The organism is Rhizobium sp. YTU87027 (assembly GCF_050644135.1).
Taxonomy (GTDB): Bacteria; Pseudomonadota; Alphaproteobacteria; order Rhizobiales; family Rhizobiaceae; genus Rhizobium.
Genome location: NZ_CP098440.1, coordinates 1244545 through 1260946, shown reverse-complemented (window position 1 = coordinate 1260946; position 16402 = coordinate 1244545). Strand labels below are relative to the sequence as shown.

Sequence of the window (16402 nt, the reverse complement as noted above, 5' to 3'; positions counted from 1 at the left end):
CATACAAATTCCTCACTAGACGAAGTCCGGGCTCACATTAACCGATCAATAACATCAAATCTCTAATATAAGGGCACTCACCGAAAGCCATGCATCCAGCGCATAGTCACCATGTATATATTGCACTGCAAAATCCACGCGGAGCGATTTATATTACTTTTTAGAGAGCAGGGAATGGCGTCCCTGCCCCGGTCTTCCGGAAGCCTTCGAAGATGATCTTCGTAACGAAATTCGGAGCAGCGCACTCCTCCTCCCAGCGCCCTCCGATGGACTGACAACACTCCTCCTCCCAGTTGTCAGTCGCCTTAATGCGCCCACCGGATCCTCCCCCGGTGGGCGTTTGGTTTTCGGGACCTGCGGAACTACAAACCTGTTTCTTCAATGCAATCAGGCAATCGACCGCAACTAGCTCGCGCAGAAACGCGCGCATGAGAGTCCGGCACCAGTCTTTCCGTGATAGACGCCGGTCGACGACCTCGACAGCAGTCAGCCTTCTTCATGCCGACGCCGCGGTGTAACTGGTCGAACTGACTGCAGGAAGCAACCATCAATCGGGCTCGCCTCGACGCCATTCTGCCTAATGATTGATCATATGCTGGCCAAATCGTGCAATCGACGACGACAGACTTGCATTCGGCGCATAGGTGCTCTGAAATCTTGTCTCTGTTACGACTTCGCAGTGCAACATATATTTGGGTCATCAAATAGAGGTCGGCGCCGATTGGCGGCAGCAGGCAGATCGCAAGCCCTAGGAAAGGGGATTAAAATGAACCTCACACGCTCTTTCAACAACTGGCGCAAGTACCGTCAAACCGTTACCGAACTCGGCCGCATGACCAACCGTGAATTGCACGACCTCGGTATCGACCGCTCTGACATCCATCGCGTTGCTCGCGAGGCTTCCGCCCGCTAATCCAAGCGATCCGCTATCCTCCCAAGCAGATCGCCTTGCTAAAACGCCCGCTGCCCCTGGCAACGGGCGTTTTCTTTTGTCTGGCTACCAGCTTCCGCAATAGTTGCGATCGCATCCGCTCCCTTTTGGTAGCGCTCAGAAAGTAATCACTGCATCGGGAATGAGCATCGCATGCACAATTGCATAGCAGATGCCTTTTCTTTGCACTGCACAATGTGACAGGGAACGCCTATATGAGTGTCAACGATGAGACGGCGATGGCGCTGCTCTCGACGATCATTCTGAGGAAGACGAACATGAACCCGATCCGCATTGCAAAGAGCTGGATTAGCTACCGCCGCACGCTCAGTGAACTTGGCAGCCTTTCCAACCAGACGCTCGCCGACATTGGCGTTAGCCGTTACGACATTCGCACCATCGCGTCCCGCTCGTTCCGTTAATAGCGGCGAGCGTGAAGCTTCCAAGACGGCGCCTTTGGCGCCGTTTTTGATTCCAGGCCTTTCGCCGCGAACAGGCGCCGTCAAAGCGATACGATCGCGAACCAAATCCCCGAGAACCGAATAGCGGCAGCAGCGCGAACACGCGACATGGCGAGGTCCACTCTGGGCTGCCCTGTTGATACCGGGGTTGCCTCCATTCTTTAGGGTGGACTAATATTAAACATTGTGAAACTATCCGGCCGCTGCCTAAGGAGAGATACGCGATGTGCCGATATAATCTTCGCATGGAAGATGGTTTGTGGACGGTTGTCGATGCAACGACACAGAACCCGGCTGAATTGAACGGCGTTCGGATGGCTCGAATGACGTGGCGCGAAGCATGCGACATGGTCGACATCCTGAACAACCTCGATCGAATAAGCTTCCTGTCAAAACGCTACGAAGCCTCGGCCAGGACAATGGCCTGAGGACGGATGCGGCCGCCGCAGCACCGCCCGAGCGGCTTCGAGGCTGAAACCGCCTCGGCATCGAGACAACTCGGCCGCTAGAGGCCGAGGGGCTTTATCTTCTGAACGGCGAAATCCACGAACGCACGCGTCTTGGCCGAGACGTGCCTGCCCTCGACGTGAACGACGTGGATCGGCAAGGGCTCCTCTTCATACTCATCAAGGACTGTTTTCAGCCGGCCGGCAGCAATATGTTCCGCCACCTGGTAGGACAATGTCCGCGTCAGGCCCCAGCCGGCCACGACTGCGGAGATGGATGCATCGACAGTATTGCAATACATCCGCGGGTGCAGCTTGACGGGCATATGGTTCGGCGCAAAGTGCCAGTCTAACGGCGCCGATGACCCTGTATTCACGATGGTTACGTGCCGGGCGAGGTCGGCCGGGGTTGCCGGTTCGCCATGGCGCTCGAAGTAAGCTGGCGCCCCGCATACGACGCGGCGCACGCTACCAACCTTTATCGCCTGCTGGTCCGAATCCTGAAGATGGCCAATACGGATGGCGACATCGATGCCCTCCTCTACCAGGTTGACCATCCGATCGAAGAAGAGGACGCGCCCGGTGACGGCCGAGTGCATCGTTAAGAACTCGGTCACGATCGGGACGATATGAATCTGGCCGAACAAAACTGGCGCCGTGATGGTCAAGACTCCCGATGCCGTTGAATGAGATCCACCGGCCGAGGCTTCAGCCTCGTCGATATCGCTGAGGATCCGTCTGCAGTCATCGGCATATCGACTTCCCGACGGCGTCAGCTTCACCGAGCGCGTTGAGCGCACGAACAGCCTCGCCCCTGTAGCCTCTTCCAGAAAGGCAACCGCGCGCGTGACAGCCGGAGGGCTTATGTGAAGTTGGCGCGCCGCCTGTGCAAAGCTCGCCGTCTCGGCGACCTTGACCAAAACCCTCATACATTGAAGCCGATCCATCGTTTTATTCCGCGTTCTGAAATAGTATATTTCTTATTATCATCATTCATCGCGTCATCTGAAACAATTATCGTCTGATCACCAAGACGGAGATCAGCCTGATGAAACTCTATTCGCATCCTCTCTCGGGCCACGCCCATCGCGCCCGTCTCTTTCTCTCTCTTATCGGCGCCAAGGCCGATGTCGTGGACGTCGACCTAGCGGCGCGTGAACACAAGAGCCCAGGTTTCCTGGCGCTCAACCCATTCGGACAACTGCCGGTCCTTCAGGACGGCGACCTCGTCGTCAGCGATTCCAACGCCATCCTCGTCTATCTTGCCAAGAAGTATGCGCCAGAGGGATGGCTCCCGGAGGAGCCGGCAGCTGCGGCGGCGGTTCAACGATGGCTGTCGGTCGCGGCGGGCGAAATCGCCTATGGTCCATGCGCGGCACGTCTTGTGACCTTATTCGGAGCGAAATTCGACACCGAAGAAGTGATCGCGAGAGCTCATCGCATTCTTGGCCTCATCGATACGCATCTGGCCGGTCGCGAATGGCTCGCCACGACGAGACCGACGATCGCCGACGTCGCCCTTTACAGCTACATCGCCCGCGCCCCTGAGGGAAACGTTGACCGATCTGCCTACCGTAGCGTAACGGCCTGGCTCGAACGGATAGAAGCGCTTCCCGGCTTTCAACCCTTCCAGAAATCACCCGTCGGCATTGTCGAGGCGGCTTGACGTATTTCATCGCGCCGCGTCCAACCCAAAGCCGTCAAGGAGAGCCGTTATGCCTACCGAGGCACAGAACACCACATCCTCTCCCTGGCATGCCGGAGAGATAGCACTGCAGGAAAAGGTCGGGGTCGCGAAGCGAATGGACGAAGTAGGCCGCCGCGTGCTGCGAGATCACCTGATCGAGCAGCACCGCCAGTTCTACCCGCAGCTGCCCTTCATCGTCCTGGGAACGGTGGACGCGGGCGGCAACGCGTGGGCGACAGTCCGTGCCAATCGTCCGGGTTTTCTTGAGAGCCCGGACGCCCGCACGCTGAGCGTCCGCCTCCCGCGTGAGCAGCTCGACCCGGCCGACGTGGGAATGGACGACGGCAAGGCCGTCGCCATGCTGGGCATCGAACTTCACACGCGCCGCCGCAACCGGCTGAACGGCACCATCCATAGAACCGGGCAGAACGGCTTCGATGTGCGCGTGGGGCAGTCCTATGGCAACTGTCCGCAATATATCCAGCTGCGCGATTTCGAATTTGCACGCGATCCGATACAGCCTTCGGGGTACGACCCGGTCAGCTTTGGCAATCTGGACGGTCGGCCCGCCGAAATGATCGCCAAGGCGGACACGCTCTTCGTTGCCTCGTATGTCGACCGCGACAATGAAGGGCGCCAAATCGACGTTTCGCATCGTGGCGGCAGGCCCGGCTTTGTCCGGATTGGCGAGGACGGCGTTCTGACGATTCCGGACTTTGCCGGCAACCTCTTCTTCAACACGCTCGGCAACATCCTCGCCAACCCGAAGGCGGGGTTGGTCTTCGTGGATTTTGAGAGCGGCGATTTGCTGCAATTATCTGGCGACGCCGCGGTCGTTCTGGAATCGCCTGAGATAGCGGCGTTCCAGGGTGCGGAGCGGCTATGGCGCTTTCGCCCGACACAGATCGTCTACAGGCAGGAAGCGTTGCCGCTTCGTTGGCGGTCGCGCGCGGATGGTCGCTCTCCCAACTCCTTGATGACCGGTAGCTGGGACGAGGCCGCCGCGCGGCTTCGCGCGAAAGCCCTCGCGAGGAGCTGAGCTCGGAGCGAGACAGGCGCTCGGTTGGAGCTGGATATCTGAAGACATCGGCGCCGGCATCGAATAGTCGCCAATTCTTCGGTTTCCTGCGCCGGCCCGGCGTGGTAATCAGCCGCGCATGAACAAGACCTCTTCCCATTCTCCCATCCATGTGGTCGGCGGCGGGCTCGCCGGCTCCGAGGCAGCCTGGCAGATCGCAAATGCCGGCGTACCTGTCATCCTGCACGAGATGCGCGGCGTGCGCGGCACCGACGCCCACAAGACTGACGGCCTGGCCGAACTGGTGTGCTCCAACTCCTTCCGCTCCGACGACGCGACCAGCAATGCGGTCGGCGTCATCCATGCCGAGATGCGCATGGCGGGATCGCTGATCATGGCGTGCGCCGACAAGCACCAGGTCCCCGCCGGTGGCGCACTGGCCGTCGACCGCGACGGATTTTCCGACGCCGTCACCAAGGCTATCCACGAGCATCCGTTGATTACAGTCGTTCGTGAAGAAGTAACCGGTCTGCCGCCGAAGGAATGGGATCTCGCCATCGTTGCTACCGGCCCGTTGACCGCGCCTTCGCTTGCAGGCGCTATCCAGGCCGAGACGGGTGCGGACGCGCTTGCCTTCTTCGATGCGATCGCGCCGATCGTTCATCGCGAAAGCATCGACATGGATATCTGCTGGTACCAGTCGCGCTACGACAAGGTTGGTCCCGGCGGTACCGGCAAGGATTACATAAACTGCCCGATGACCGAAGAGCAGTACAATGCTTTCGTGGACGCACTGATCGCCGGCGATACGGTCGGGTTCAAGGAATGGGAAGGAACACCCTACTTCGACGGCTGTCTTCCAATCGAGGTGATGGCGGAGCGCGGCCGCGAGACGCTGCGTCACGGCCCCATGAAGCCGATGGGCCTGACCAATGCACACAACCCGACAGTCAAGGCATACGCCGTCGTTCAGTTGCGGCAGGACAATGCACTCGGTACGCTCTACAACATGGTCGGCTTCCAGACGAAGCTGAAGTATGGCGCCCAGGCAGAGATCTTCCGCATGATCCCGGGGCTCCAGAACGCCGAATTTGCCCGCCTCGGCGGCCTTCACCGCAATACCTACATCAATTCGCCGACGCTGCTTGACCCCTCGCTCGCGCTCAAGTCGCGCCCGGGCCTGCGTTTCGCCGGGCAGATCACCGGCTGTGAAGGCTATGTCGAAAGCGCGAGCGTCGGGCTGATGGCGGGCAGGTTCGCCGCAGCAGAGCGCAAGGAAGAGACTGTATCGCTGCCGCCTGCAACAACGGCGCTCGGCTCGCTGCTCGGCCACATCACGGGCGGTCACATCGTCAACGACGAGGAACCTGGCAAGCGGTCGTTTCAGCCGATGAACATCAATTTCGGCTTGTTCCCCGAGCTCGAGCCCGGTTCAATCGTCAAACCCGAAGGCGTGAAGCGTTTCCGCGGCAAGGACAAGACGATCATGAAGCGGCAGCTGATCGCCAAGCGGGCGCTTGCCGATTGTGCCGACTGGCTCGGGCAAGACGTTGAGCTCGCTGAAAGTGCGTGATCGAGCCGCGAAACTATCGATCTAGCCACAAGCGTCTTGCCGAGAATCGTATTTCTGCATGGTGAGACCTTCCGCGAAGGGCGTGACGTTTATGGCAGCATTGTTTCAAGGCACGTCCATGCCAGACAGAGATTGGTGGTCTGCGCTGTGGCCTGATCCCAAAGGGCTGCTTCAACAGATTGGCATCCGGCAGGGCATGAGCGTTCTCGACCTTTGCTGCGGTGACGGCTACTTCACCGGCCCGCTCGCAGCACTGGTCGATGGAAATGTGGCGGCCCTTGATCTCGATCCCGCTATGATCGAGCTGGCGAAGGCAGAAGTTGAACGAAGAGGCGCGTCCGTTCGTCAGTGGATTTGCGCGGACGCCACCTCGCTAGGCGAACGCCTTGACCAGCCGGTCAACTTTGTCTTGATCGCCAATACCTTCCACGGCGTTCCTGATCAGATTGGTCTTGCACATTCCGTAAGGGCAGTTCTTCAGCCAAACGGGTTGTTCTGCATCATCAACTGGCATCCAGTGCCTCGAGAGGAAACGGTAGTGTTGGGCAAGCCGCGCGGACCGCGGACTGAAATGCGCATGTCACCCGAGGCCGTCCGTACGGTCGTCGAAACCGCTGGCTTTGCCATGCAGCGGATCGTCGACCTCCCGCCTTACCACTACGCGGCCATATTTCAGGTAGCCTGACAGCACATCGGCGCCATGCGGGCCTGAACCGGTGGGCACGGCACTGATCCGTATGAGCAAAAGACGCAGCAATCACCCTGCTTTGGCTTGAGCGTTGCGCCACAGCCTCGGCATTCGTGAACCCAAACGCAGGCGTCAACCGGCATCGTCTCCACCGACCGGTGGCCGCAGAGGGGACAGGTCAGAATTGATCGCTGCTCTTCCATCGTATCGCCTCACACGGGAAACTACCCCTAATGCGCGATCGGTCCGTCGGCTTTCTTCCAGGCATCGATGCCTCCTTGAATATGAAAGGCCAGGGGAAGGCCGGCATCGTGCGCCGCCTGCACGGCCATTGCCGATCGTTCACCAAACGCGCAGTAGAAAAGCAGCCTCTTGCGGGTCGAGCTTGCCAGCTCATGCAGCATCCCACCGGCGCCGATGCTTTCCTCCAGCGACGGATAGGGTACGTGCAGAGAGCCCGGGATTGTGCCGTTTCGCTGTCGCTCGGCATTCTCACGTAGATCGATGAGGGCGACGTCGCCGAGGCCAACAACGCTCAGCGCTTGCTGCGCCGTCAGTGCCCAGCCATGGCGCATCACGTTGTCCTGATTCATGCCGACCTTCATGTTGGCCGGAACGGCGACATCCATCATCTTCGGGTTGGCCAGCTTCAGATTGTTCATCAGATCGGCATATTCATCGGCGGACCTTACCTGCAGGCGCGGATTGAAAGCCTTTTCTTCACCAATGGTTGAGACGGTATCGCCCTTATAGTCGTGTGCCGGAAAAACCAAGGTCGATTCCGGGAGCTTCAGCAGGCGCCCGAAGATCGACTCGTATTGCGCCTTGGGATCGCCATTTTGGAAATCGGTCCGGCCAGTGCCGCGAATGAGCAGCGTGTCGCCGGTGAAGACGCGGTCGGGCAAGACGAAACTGTAGGAATCGTCCGTGTGGCCCGGCGTATAAATCACATCCAGGGCAAGCCCTTCAATGGTCAGCTTGTCATTGTCCGACAGACGCATCGAAACGACGTCGGCCTTCGTCTGTTCTCCCATCACGGTAATGCAGTGGGTCTTGTCGCGCAGAGCGCCAAGACCCGTGATGTGGTCGGCGTGGAGATGCGTATCCACGGCCTTCACCAGCTTCAGATCAAGCTCGTGGATGAGCTGGAGATAACGATCAACCCTTTCCAGCACTGGATCGATGATCAGCGCTTCACCGCCCGTCCGGCTTGCGAGCAAATATGAATAGGTACTCGACACCGGATCGAACAGCTGCCGGAAGATCATCCCCACCTCCTTCATGGCGGCTTGGCTTGCGATAAACTATCCGTGCGGCTGCGGCACAATCCTGATGTAAGGCTTCGGCGCACGCCAACCTTGCGGATATTGCTTCTTTGCGTCGTCGTCGGAGACTGAACCGGCGATGATCACATCCTCCCCGTTCTTCCAGTTCACCGGCGTAGCGACCTTATGCTTAGCGGTAAGCTGAAGGGAATCGATGACCCGCAGCACTTCATCGAAGTTGCGACCAGTGGTCATTGGATAGACCATGACCAGCTTGATCTTTTTGTCAGGCCCTATCACGAAAACGTTGCGGACCGTCTGGTTATCGGCGGGGGTACGCTCGGTCGGATCACCGGACACCAAAGCAGGCAGCATGTTGTAGCGCTTTGATACGGCGTAATCGACATCCGCGATCATCGGATAATTTGGACGATAGCCCTGCGTTTCCTCGATATCCTTCATCCAGCTGGTGTGACGTTCAAGCGGGTCGACGGAAAGGCCGATGATCTTCACACCGCGCTTGTCGAATTCAGGTTTGATCCGCGCCATGTAACCGAGTTCGGTTGTGCAGACGGGCGTAAAATCCTTGGGGTGCGAAAACAGCACCGCCCAGGAATTGCCGATCCACTCGTGAAAGCTGATCTTGCCTTCGGTTGTCTGGGCTTCGAAATCCGGAGCGGTATCATTGATTGCAAGCATCACGCACCTCCCGTAGCGTTTGTGAATACAAACTCAATCTTTTACCGGATGAGCATAAATCTTGCGCCTATTTCAGACGGTAGGCAACGGCAAAACGGCCGCGTCCGGCATCACCGGAGGTGCCACCGATCGGAATGAAGGTGACTGCCGTAACGTGAGGATAAGACGCGGTTCGCCCTACTGGCCGTTGGTAGCCGTGGAGCCATGGGAGGGCAAAGCCTTGTCGGGATCGGCCACATAGTTGCCGAGCAGCCAGAGGGAGACCTCCGATGCCTCCCTGGCGGATGCGAATTCGAACGTACCGTTCTGATGCGGGGCGTCGAGGAACTCGATGCTGAGGCCGCTGCCCGTTTCAGAGCTCAGGACACGTACCCTGCCCGGCTCGATGATGTGGCATGAATAGTGTCTCTGCAAGTTGCGCATGAAGCCCGCCTTATTGTCATGCAGGCGCACGAACACAGCCTGGCCGTTGGCGGTTGCCTGCAACTGACGGATCGCTTCAGTGGGGAAAGCCCGATTGAACTCGATGATCGCGAGGCCGGTGTCGTGAAGGCCATCTTCCTTGTTCTGCGCCGCCATGCGCGTCGAAATGAAGGCGATGAAGATGACGATCGCGAATATAACGCACCAAACGATAATGCTCACATCGCTCTCCGATCAAAGCTGCAACGACGCTCTTATAGAGCACGAGCCTTGCGCGAGTTTAAACAAGGTCAGATTTTCTTGCGCATCAACGCGAGCAACATACCCACCTGGCGCCGCAACTGCGACCGCTGTAATTGATGCTCGAACAGGCCCGCGCCTACACGCTGGGCGCTGACAAGAACCGGTTCCGCCAAAGCGACAGGCAGAAAGGCGGGGAACACAGCTTGCGGGATCGCGATCTTTCTCGCCTTGACAAGATGATCACGGCCTAGCCCCGCAAAGGCTTCGATCGCGGCGGAGATACGCGGTTTGTCCTCGCCGGCGAGAAACGTATCACGATCGAGCCCGGTAGCGGCCAGGATTTCAACCGGGATGTAGAGCTGCCCGCGGTGGCGGTGCAACGGCATCAGAAGCAAGAGTCCGGCGATGGCCTGCGCGACACCAGCGTGCCCAGCAGCGTCGGCCGTTCCGGCGGCGTCCTCCGGTGCAAGCACCAGGCTGGCCAGCTGAATGAGGGCAGATGCCGTCTCGCCGGCATATCCCTCGAGCGAGACGCGCGTCTCCATCGCATCGTCGTAGAGATCGAAGATGCGAGCATCGATCATGTCTACGAGGGTCTGCGGTGGCAGGCGGTGCGCTTCGATTGTCGATAGCAAGGCCGCGGCAATTGGATTTGCCTGGGTGGATCCATGCGCGCTCCCCTGTAATAGGTCACGCCAGTATTGCATACGAACCTCGCCTGGAAGGGGCTCGTGCACCAGATCGCGAATGCGCGCAAGCTCGGCGTTGAAGGCGTAGAGGGCCGCCAATGCGTTCCTTCTGCTTTCCGGGGACAGCAGGCAGGCCAGATAGCGATCGCGGTCGTTGTCGCGCAGCGTCGCCAGGCAAATATCCTGGTTCGTCAAAGACTGATCGGCCATTGTCAGACCGCTATCAATGCCGCGGCAACAGCGCGGGATTCCATGAGCATGATATTGAAGGTGCGGACCGCCGCGCCGGTATTCATGGGGTCCGAGGAAATACCCGCTGCCTTCAGCGCGGACTTCAAATCCGCCGGGATCGGACGCATGTCGTTTCCGGTGCCGATCAGCAGGACCTCGATCTCGGCCGCCTCATCGAGCACCTTCTGAAAGTTCTCGATCGATAGCGGCTTCGACATATCCATGTCCCAGCCATAGATGCCGGACGGCAGGCAAAGGATCGACCCGCGATGGGACATGTCGGCGAAACGGAAACCGCCATTGCCGTAGGTATCGATGGGCGCGCGTCCGGGAAAATGCGCCTCGCGGATTTCTATGCCTCTTGCCATATTCTCACACTGCCGGATTGCCGGAGTTCGTATCCGGCTCGGCCACTTTCTTATGTTGGTCGCTATCAACCACGTCCGGGCGGAGCTTGAAAGCGATCAGCACGGGCGCGGCTATGTAGATGGAGGAAAAGGTGCCGATGGCAACGCCAAACAGCATCACAAAGGCGAACGGGCGGATCACGTCACCGCCGAAAAGGCAGAGCGCGACAAGCGCAAGCAAGGTCGTCGCAGCCGTCAGTACCGTGCGCGACAGCGTCTGATTGATGGACGCATCGATCAGGATCGGCATCGGCATCTTGCGATAGCGCTTCAGATTCTCGCGCATCCGGTCGTAGACGACGACCGTATCGTTGAGCGAATAGCCGATGATCGTCAGGATGGCCGCGACGCTCGTGAGATTGAATTCCATCCCGGTCAGCACGAAGAGGCCAAGCGTCAGTATGATATCGTGTAGTGTCGCGATGATAGCCCCGACCGCGAACTGCCATTCGAAGCGCAGCCAGATGTAAAGCAAGATGACAGCCAGTGAGCCAAGTATGCCCAACGTCGCGGCCTTGGTCAGTTCGCCCGACACCGCGGGGCCGACAACCTCGACCCGCCGGATCTCATAGTCGTCGCTCAACTCATCACGCAGCAAGGTCATCGCCGACTGCTCAGCATTTTCGCCGCCGCCCTGCGCCTGGATGCGAACCAATGCCGTCGACGCGTCGGAGAGGCGGCGAGCTTCAATGTTCCCAATGTTCAGATCGCCGAGGCGGGCACGAATATCATCAGGATCGGCATTGCCGTGCTTCGCCTTGACCTCCACCAACGACCCGCCGGCAAAATCAACGCCAAGGTTGGCGCCGACCGTTGCTAAGCCGATCATCGCCAGAATCGAAAGCGCTGCCGACGCAGTGAAGGTGTAGCGCCGTATCCCCATGAAGCGGATGTTGGCGTGATCAAAGATGCCCGTGCGGACGTCCCTGGGCAGATGCCGCGGATGCTTGCGGTGAAGCCAGGTGACGACAATCCAGCGCGTCAACGTGAAAGTGGTAAAGACGGTCGTCAGAATTCCCGCCGCCAGCGTCACCGCAAAACCCCTAACGGTGTCACTGCCGAGATAGTAGAGAATGACTGCCGCGATGACGATCGTGACATTGGCATCAAGGATCGTCAGGAATGCACGCGAAAACCCGTTATTGATCGCATCCGCGAAGGAGTGACCGGCTTTCGCCTCCTCCCGGATACGCTCGTAGACGAGCACATTAGCATCGACGGCCATGCCTATGATCAAGACGATGCCTGCGAGGCCGGGCAGCGTCAGCGTTGCGCCGATTGCGCTCAGCACAGCGAAAATCAAGAGGAGGTTCAGGACAAGCGAAATGCCGGCGATGATGCCCAGCTTTCGATAGAAGGCAAACATCAACCCGGTGACAAGGATCGCAGCGACGAAGCCAGCTACCAGACCGGCGCGCTTCGATTCCGCGCCGAGGCTGGGGCTGACGGTGCGCTCCTCCACGGTCGTCAACGTCGCCGGCAGAGCGCCGCTTCGCAACATCAGCGCAAGATCGCGGGCTCCGTCCTCGCTGAAGCTGACCGGCACCCTTCCGGTGCCGTCCAGGATCGGCGCATTGATCAGCGGCGCGGCCATGACCTGATCATCGAAAACTATGGCCAGGTGCCGTCCGATGTTCTGGCGCGTCTTCTGCGCGAGTTCCTCGGTTCCTTCAGCATCCAGCTTATAGGTGATCGCGACCGAGTCCGTTTGCGCATCGGCAACCGCCTGGACATCAACGACATTCTTGCCTGTAACGAAATCCGTTCGATCGACGAGGTAGGGAACGGGCGGATCGTCCAGAGAATAGAGCACCTCTGATGTCGCTGGCCAGCGACCGGCGAGGGCCTGCTGCCCCGACATGCTTTCATCGATCATCCGAACCGAAAGCTGGGCAGGCTCGTTCAGAATATTCTTCAGCCGCTCGACGTCGATAGAACCGAGGGCCTCGACGTCGATACGGTCGTCACCATTGGCGCGAACGGAAAAATCGTTGATCCCCAGACCGGCGATGCGGCGCTCGACGACGGCAAGGGACTGTGCTTGCGCGGTTGCGATTCCTTCGTCGATGCTATCGTTTGAAATTCGCAGCGTAAGCTGCGCGTCGTTGCCCTTCCCCAGGGAAACATTCTGGACAGAACTTCCAAACCAGCCGCTCTTGGTGGTCGCGGTCAGTGCGTTCAAGGCCTTGACGGCAGCATCCACCTGGCCGGCGTCGGTTATCTTGACGGTGACGTCCTGGTCGTTCCCGGTCAGACCGGTGTAGCGAATGTTGGCTTCGCGCAACTTGCCGCGAACATCCGCGACCGTGCGTTCGAGCCGGTCCTTCACGACATCAGCGCGTTCGATCTGGAGAAGCAGATGGGAACCGCCCTGCACATCCGGTCCGGGCACAACGCGACTGTGAGCCAGCCAAAAGGGCAGCTTAGAGCGCTGCCCTTCCGATAACAGATTTGGGGCCGCGACTATCACGGCCGCCACCACCAACAACCAGATCAGAACGGCCTTCAAGCGGGAAAAACGACGCATTTTCTCTCGACTGTTTCCGACCCGAGCAATCCGGTTCGCGGCTAGGTTTGCAATACTACGCGGCGTCCGCCTTGACCGGCTCGCCCTTGACGCGAACTTCCGAAATGCCGGTGCGGACGATGCGAACGCGAACGCCGTCAGCAATCTCCACTTCGAGTTCCTTGTCGTCAACAACCTTGGTGACCTTGCCGACGAGGCCGCCACCGGTGACAACCTGATCGCCGCGACGGATCGCCTTCAGCGTCTCTTCCCGCTTCTTGGCCTGCGCGCGCTGCGGACGGATCAGCAGGAAGTACCAGACGACCATCAGCGGCACGAAAAGGATGATCATTTCAAAGCCAGAGCCGAACGGCGACGCCGCAGTGTCGGTAGCAGCCTGGGCAAATGCCGGGGTGATGAACATGCTAAACTCCTCAAAACTTTCCGGTGGCGGAACTCCGCCTTTTCTCGGGTGGCCGGACTATAATTATGGTCTTTGCGAATGCAACAGAAACAGCCGGAAACCGTACCGATTCCGCTGCCTCATAACCTTTCCGCTCGCAAAAGGCCATGCTACGCCGCAGGCAAAAGACACGGTACGCTGGCTACAACCAGAATTCAGGAGGAAGGCCTATGGCCGAAGACGTCAACCACGCCATTCTGACGGAGCTGCGCCGGCTGACGGACGCGATCGACCGCTTGGCCGGCCCTGCGCCCGCAGTCAACGACTGGAACGCGGCCGACTGCTTCGTCTGGGCCCCTGCCCGCCAGCATCTCCAGCCGGTTGCGCGGCCGAACCGCGTGGCACTCAAGCTGATCCGCGGCGTCGACCACGTACGCGACATCCTGCACGAGAATACGGTGCGCTTCGCCGAAGGCTATGCGGCAAACAACGTTCTCCTGTGGGGTGCGCGCGGGATGGGAAAGTCATCGCTGGTCAAGGCTGTTCACGAGGATGTGCGGCGCGAGAGCGGAGTGTCGTTGAAGCTGGTGGAAGTGCATCGCGAAGATATTGCGAGCCTCCCGACACTGCTCGATCTTCTCAAGGACACGCCGCATCGCGTCATCGTCTTCTGCGACGACCTTTCGTTCGATCACGATGACACGGCATACAAATCGCTCAAGGCAGCCCTTGATGGTGGTGTCGAGGGGCGGCCAGACAACGTGCTCTTCTATGCCACCTCGAACAGGCGCCATCTGCTTCCGCGCCACATGATGGAGAACGAGCAGTCGACGGCGATCAATCCCTCCGAAGCGGTCGAAGAGAAGGTTTCACTATCCGATCGGTTTGGCCTTTGGCTCGGCTTCCACAAATGCAGCCAGGACGACTATCTGACGATGATCGACGGCTATGCTGACCATTTCAGGCTGCCGATCAATCGCGAAAAGATGCATGCGGAGGCGCTGGAATGGGCTACGACGCGCGGCGCGCGTTCCGGCCGCGTGGCCTGGCAGTACATCCAGGATCTCGCCGGCCGTATGCGCATTGCACTCGACCGCGCATAATGACAAAAGCCCGGCTTTGAAGCCGGGCTTTTGAGCATCCTCGGACGCAATACCTATTCGAGGAAAGTAATCGGGTTGACCGGAGTCGCATCCTTGCGGACTTCGAAGTGGACCTGCGGCTGCTTGACGTTGCCGCTCATACCGGAGACGGCAACCGTCTGGCCGCGCTGGATCTTCTGGCCGCGGGTAACGCTCAGGGTGTCGGCGTTGCCGTAGACGGTGACCGTACCGTCATCATGGCGGACGAGAACCGTATTGCCGAGTTCCTTCAGCCCGTTGCCGGCATAGATGACGACGCCGTTTTCGGCGGCCTTGATCGGCGTGCCCTGCGGCACGGAGATATCGATGCCATCATTGCGGCTGCCGTTGACGTTGGCGCCATAGGCCGCAATCACTGCACCGCGAACCGGCCAGCGATACTTGCCGATGCCGGTTGCCTCGGGTGCCGCGGACGCCACTTCCTTCTTGGCAGCCTCATCCACTGTCTCCGTGGCGACGGGAGCCTTGTAGGTTGCCGGTTGCGCAGCGGCAGTCGTCGTTGCAGAGGCTGGCTGTGCGACCGGCTTCGGTTCTGCCTTCGCTGGAATTGAGGCGGTTTTCATTCCATCCTGCGAAACGCCAGGGAGATTGAGTTCCTGACCGATGCGGATCGAACCAGCCGACAGGTTGTTGGCGGCCTTAAGATCGTCGATGCTGGTGCCCGTCGCCTTGGCAATCTTGGCAAGCGAGTCGCCAGGCTTGACGACATAGGTGCCGGCAGCGCCCTTCGGCCCCTTGCCTGCGCCGGCGGCAAGCTTGCTGGACGGATCGGCATTTGCGACCGACTTGTCGCGGGCGGAATTCGCACCCGGAACGACCGCAACGTTCTGCTCCTGCTGCTTGCCCGGTTGCGGCAGATGCCCACCCTTTGAGAGGTCGGCTGTCTGTGCGGCGGCCTTGGCGGCATTACCTCCGTTGAAGGTCGGGATCAGAATGATCTGACCAGGTTTGGCGGCAGCCGCAGTTTTGAAGCCGTTGACCCGAAGGATTTCCTTCTCCGGCACACCGTAGCGATTAGCGAGTGTCGCAATGCTTTCACCCGGGCGAAGCGTGACGGACGGCGCGTTGGTTGCCGACCAGCCGGAAGCCTTCGGGGTCGTGCCGGTAACGATCGAGTCGGTTGCCGTCTTCGGCGGAACGAGAATGGGCGCCGACTTCCTCGGGGCAGCGGCTGCAGGGAATGGCTGAGCGAGAGCGACCTGCCTTTCGTGGGATGGCACGACTGGTGTTCCTGCGGAGGGAGCAGCGAGATCGGAACGCTGAACGGAGACAGGTGCCGAGGCCATGCGGGCGCTGGAGGCGCCGTAAGCGGGCTGCGCCGGATAAGGTTGATTCATCGCCTGGTTGCTCGGCGAGTAGCCGCCCTGCGCCAGATCCGCCTGCGGAACCGGATCGGCCTGCAGACCGCTCATGCTTCTGCGCGGAATGGAATTGGTCGTCATCTGATCCTGACCGGACGACGAGAAAAGACCACCGAAACGTGTCACATCGGAACTGCAACCCGCTACGGTACTCGCCAGCAAAGCCGCTATCAGGACATTACCGGCAGACTTGCCTACTCTTGGCGAAAGACTGAAACGCATGACTCGA

General features: G+C 59.6%; 18 protein-coding genes. 8 read left to right on the top strand and 10 right to left on the bottom strand.

What is annotated here, in order from left to right; all coding sequences use genetic code 11:
* Positions 1–766: 766 nt before the first annotated feature.
* From NBG89_RS06400 to NBG89_RS06390, 3 genes are all read left to right on the top strand, one after another.
* Positions 767–913: a DUF1127 domain-containing protein gene (locus NBG89_RS06400; protein WP_088694858.1), complete on the top strand. Its 147-nt coding sequence runs from the start codon at positions 767–769 to the stop codon at positions 911–913.
* A 296-nt stretch (positions 914–1209) separates the two neighbouring features.
* Positions 1210–1353 carry a DUF1127 domain-containing protein gene (locus NBG89_RS06395; RefSeq protein ID WP_016553778.1) on the top strand — a complete coding sequence of 48 codons (144 nt, stop codon included), beginning with the start codon at positions 1210–1212 and terminating at the stop codon, positions 1351–1353.
* A gap of 263 nt (positions 1354–1616) precedes the next feature.
* Positions 1617–1820 (top strand): hypothetical protein, encoded by a 204-nt coding sequence (locus NBG89_RS06390; protein ID WP_088694857.1) that lies wholly within the window; start codon positions 1617–1619, stop codon positions 1818–1820.
* A gap of 77 nt (positions 1821–1897) precedes the next feature.
* On the opposite strand, the gene NBG89_RS06385 is transcribed toward NBG89_RS06390, so the two are convergent.
* Complete coding sequence (locus NBG89_RS06385) at positions 1898–2785, bottom strand: LysR family transcriptional regulator (RefSeq protein WP_431322133.1); 888 nt, start codon at positions 2783–2785, stop codon at positions 1898–1900.
* 101 nt (positions 2786–2886) lie between these two features.
* Between NBG89_RS06385 and NBG89_RS06380 the strand changes: the two genes are divergently transcribed.
* The 4 genes from NBG89_RS06380 to NBG89_RS06365 all read left to right on the top strand — a co-directional run bounded on the left by NBG89_RS06380 (position 2887) and on the right by NBG89_RS06365 (position 6801).
* The gene (locus NBG89_RS06380) at positions 2887–3504 is read left to right on the top strand and encodes a glutathione S-transferase family protein (protein ID WP_431322132.1); all 618 of its coding nucleotides are present in this window, start codon (positions 2887–2889) and stop codon (positions 3502–3504) included.
* A 49-nt stretch (positions 3505–3553) separates the two neighbouring features.
* Positions 3554–4564 (top strand): pyridoxamine 5'-phosphate oxidase family protein, encoded by a 1011-nt coding sequence (locus NBG89_RS06375; protein ID WP_431322131.1) that lies wholly within the window; start codon positions 3554–3556, stop codon positions 4562–4564.
* A gap of 118 nt (positions 4565–4682) precedes the next feature.
* Positions 4683–6116: a methylenetetrahydrofolate--tRNA-(uracil(54)-C(5))-methyltransferase (FADH(2)-oxidizing) TrmFO gene (trmFO, locus tag NBG89_RS06370; protein ID WP_431322130.1), complete on the top strand. Its 1434-nt coding sequence runs from the start codon at positions 4683–4685 to the stop codon at positions 6114–6116.
* Positions 6117–6234: 118 nt separating this feature from the next.
* Positions 6235–6801 (top strand): class I SAM-dependent methyltransferase, encoded by a 567-nt coding sequence (locus NBG89_RS06365; RefSeq protein ID WP_431322129.1) that lies wholly within the window; start codon positions 6235–6237, stop codon positions 6799–6801.
* Here NBG89_RS06365 and NBG89_RS06360 read toward each other — a convergent pair.
* From NBG89_RS06360 to yajC, 8 genes are all read right to left on the bottom strand, one after another.
* Positions 6789–7007 (bottom strand): GDCCVxC domain-containing (seleno)protein, encoded by a 219-nt coding sequence (locus tag NBG89_RS06360; protein ID WP_431322128.1) that lies wholly within the window; start codon positions 7005–7007, stop codon positions 6789–6791. The two genes, NBG89_RS06365 and NBG89_RS06360, sit on opposite strands and share 13 nt — an antisense overlap.
* Positions 7008–7034: 27 nt before the next feature.
* The gene (locus NBG89_RS06355) at positions 7035–8072 is read right to left on the bottom strand and encodes an MBL fold metallo-hydrolase (RefSeq protein ID WP_431322127.1); all 1038 of its coding nucleotides are present in this window, start codon (positions 8070–8072) and stop codon (positions 7035–7037) included.
* A 36-nt stretch (positions 8073–8108) separates the two neighbouring features.
* A complete protein-coding gene (locus tag NBG89_RS06350; RefSeq protein ID WP_088694850.1) occupies positions 8109–8768 on the bottom strand; it encodes a peroxiredoxin in 660 nt (219 codons plus the stop codon).
* A 177-nt stretch (positions 8769–8945) separates the two neighbouring features.
* Positions 8946–9413 (bottom strand): hypothetical protein, encoded by a 468-nt coding sequence (locus NBG89_RS06345; protein WP_431322126.1) that lies wholly within the window; start codon positions 9411–9413, stop codon positions 8946–8948.
* Positions 9414–9481: 68 nt separating this feature from the next.
* Positions 9482–10333 (bottom strand): phytoene/squalene synthase family protein, encoded by an 852-nt coding sequence (locus NBG89_RS06340; RefSeq protein WP_431322125.1) that lies wholly within the window; start codon positions 10331–10333, stop codon positions 9482–9484.
* Between the two features lie 2 nt (positions 10334–10335).
* Entirely contained in the window at positions 10336–10722 is a 387-nt protein-coding gene (locus tag NBG89_RS06335) for an Mth938-like domain-containing protein (RefSeq protein WP_088694847.1), read from the bottom strand.
* 4 nt (positions 10723–10726) lie between these two features.
* A complete protein-coding gene (gene secDF, locus NBG89_RS06330; protein ID WP_431322124.1) occupies positions 10727–13288 on the bottom strand; it encodes a protein translocase subunit SecDF in 2562 nt (853 codons plus the stop codon).
* A 55-nt stretch (positions 13289–13343) separates the two neighbouring features.
* Positions 13344–13691: a preprotein translocase subunit YajC gene (gene yajC / locus NBG89_RS06325; RefSeq protein WP_018859378.1), complete on the bottom strand. Its 348-nt coding sequence runs from the start codon at positions 13689–13691 to the stop codon at positions 13344–13346.
* 209 nt (positions 13692–13900) lie between these two features.
* Between yajC and NBG89_RS06320 the strand changes: the two genes are divergently transcribed.
* Entirely contained in the window at positions 13901–14773 is an 873-nt protein-coding gene (locus NBG89_RS06320) for an ATP-binding protein (protein ID WP_431322123.1), read from the top strand.
* 53 nt (positions 14774–14826) lie between these two features.
* Here NBG89_RS06320 and NBG89_RS06315 read toward each other — a convergent pair whose 3' ends face one another.
* Positions 14827–16395 carry a peptidoglycan DD-metalloendopeptidase family protein gene (locus NBG89_RS06315; protein WP_431322122.1) on the bottom strand — a complete coding sequence of 523 codons (1569 nt, stop codon included), beginning with the start codon at positions 16393–16395 and terminating at the stop codon, positions 14827–14829.
* Positions 16396–16402 lie beyond the last annotated feature (7 nt).

Coding starts and splice junctions, on each gene's coding strand:
- NBG89_RS06360 (WP_431322128.1), bottom strand. CDS start 7,007: ATGGAAGAGCAGCGATCAATTCTGACCTGTCCCCTCTGCGGCCACCGG.
- NBG89_RS06395 (WP_016553778.1), top strand. CDS start 1,210: ATGAACCCGATCCGCATTGCAAAGAGCTGGATTAGCTACCGCCGCACG.
- NBG89_RS06350 (WP_088694850.1), bottom strand. CDS start 8,768: ATGCTTGCAATCAATGATACCGCTCCGGATTTCGAAGCCCAGACAACC.
- yajC (WP_018859378.1), bottom strand. CDS start 13,691: ATGTTCATCACCCCGGCATTTGCCCAGGCTGCTACCGACACTGCGGCG.
- NBG89_RS06355 (WP_431322127.1), bottom strand. CDS start 8,072: ATGATCTTCCGGCAGCTGTTCGATCCGGTGTCGAGTACCTATTCATAT.
- NBG89_RS06340 (WP_431322125.1), bottom strand. CDS start 10,333: ATGGCCGATCAGTCTTTGACGAACCAGGATATTTGCCTGGCGACGCTG.
- NBG89_RS06320 (WP_431322123.1), top strand. CDS start 13,901: ATGGCCGAAGACGTCAACCACGCCATTCTGACGGAGCTGCGCCGGCTG.
- NBG89_RS06375 (WP_431322131.1), top strand. CDS start 3,554: ATGCCTACCGAGGCACAGAACACCACATCCTCTCCCTGGCATGCCGGA.
- NBG89_RS06385 (WP_431322133.1), bottom strand. CDS start 2,785: ATGGATCGGCTTCAATGTATGAGGGTTTTGGTCAAGGTCGCCGAGACG.
- NBG89_RS06390 (WP_088694857.1), top strand. CDS start 1,617: ATGTGCCGATATAATCTTCGCATGGAAGATGGTTTGTGGACGGTTGTC.
- NBG89_RS06400 (WP_088694858.1), top strand. CDS start 767: ATGAACCTCACACGCTCTTTCAACAACTGGCGCAAGTACCGTCAAACC.
- secDF (WP_431322124.1), bottom strand. CDS start 13,288: ATGCGTCGTTTTTCCCGCTTGAAGGCCGTTCTGATCTGGTTGTTGGTG.
- trmFO (WP_431322130.1), top strand. CDS start 4,683: ATGAACAAGACCTCTTCCCATTCTCCCATCCATGTGGTCGGCGGCGGG.
- NBG89_RS06315 (WP_431322122.1), bottom strand. CDS start 16,395: ATGCGTTTCAGTCTTTCGCCAAGAGTAGGCAAGTCTGCCGGTAATGTC.
- NBG89_RS06380 (WP_431322132.1), top strand. CDS start 2,887: ATGAAACTCTATTCGCATCCTCTCTCGGGCCACGCCCATCGCGCCCGT.
- NBG89_RS06365 (WP_431322129.1), top strand. CDS start 6,235: ATGCCAGACAGAGATTGGTGGTCTGCGCTGTGGCCTGATCCCAAAGGG.
- NBG89_RS06335 (WP_088694847.1), bottom strand. CDS start 10,722: ATGGCAAGAGGCATAGAAATCCGCGAGGCGCATTTTCCCGGACGCGCG.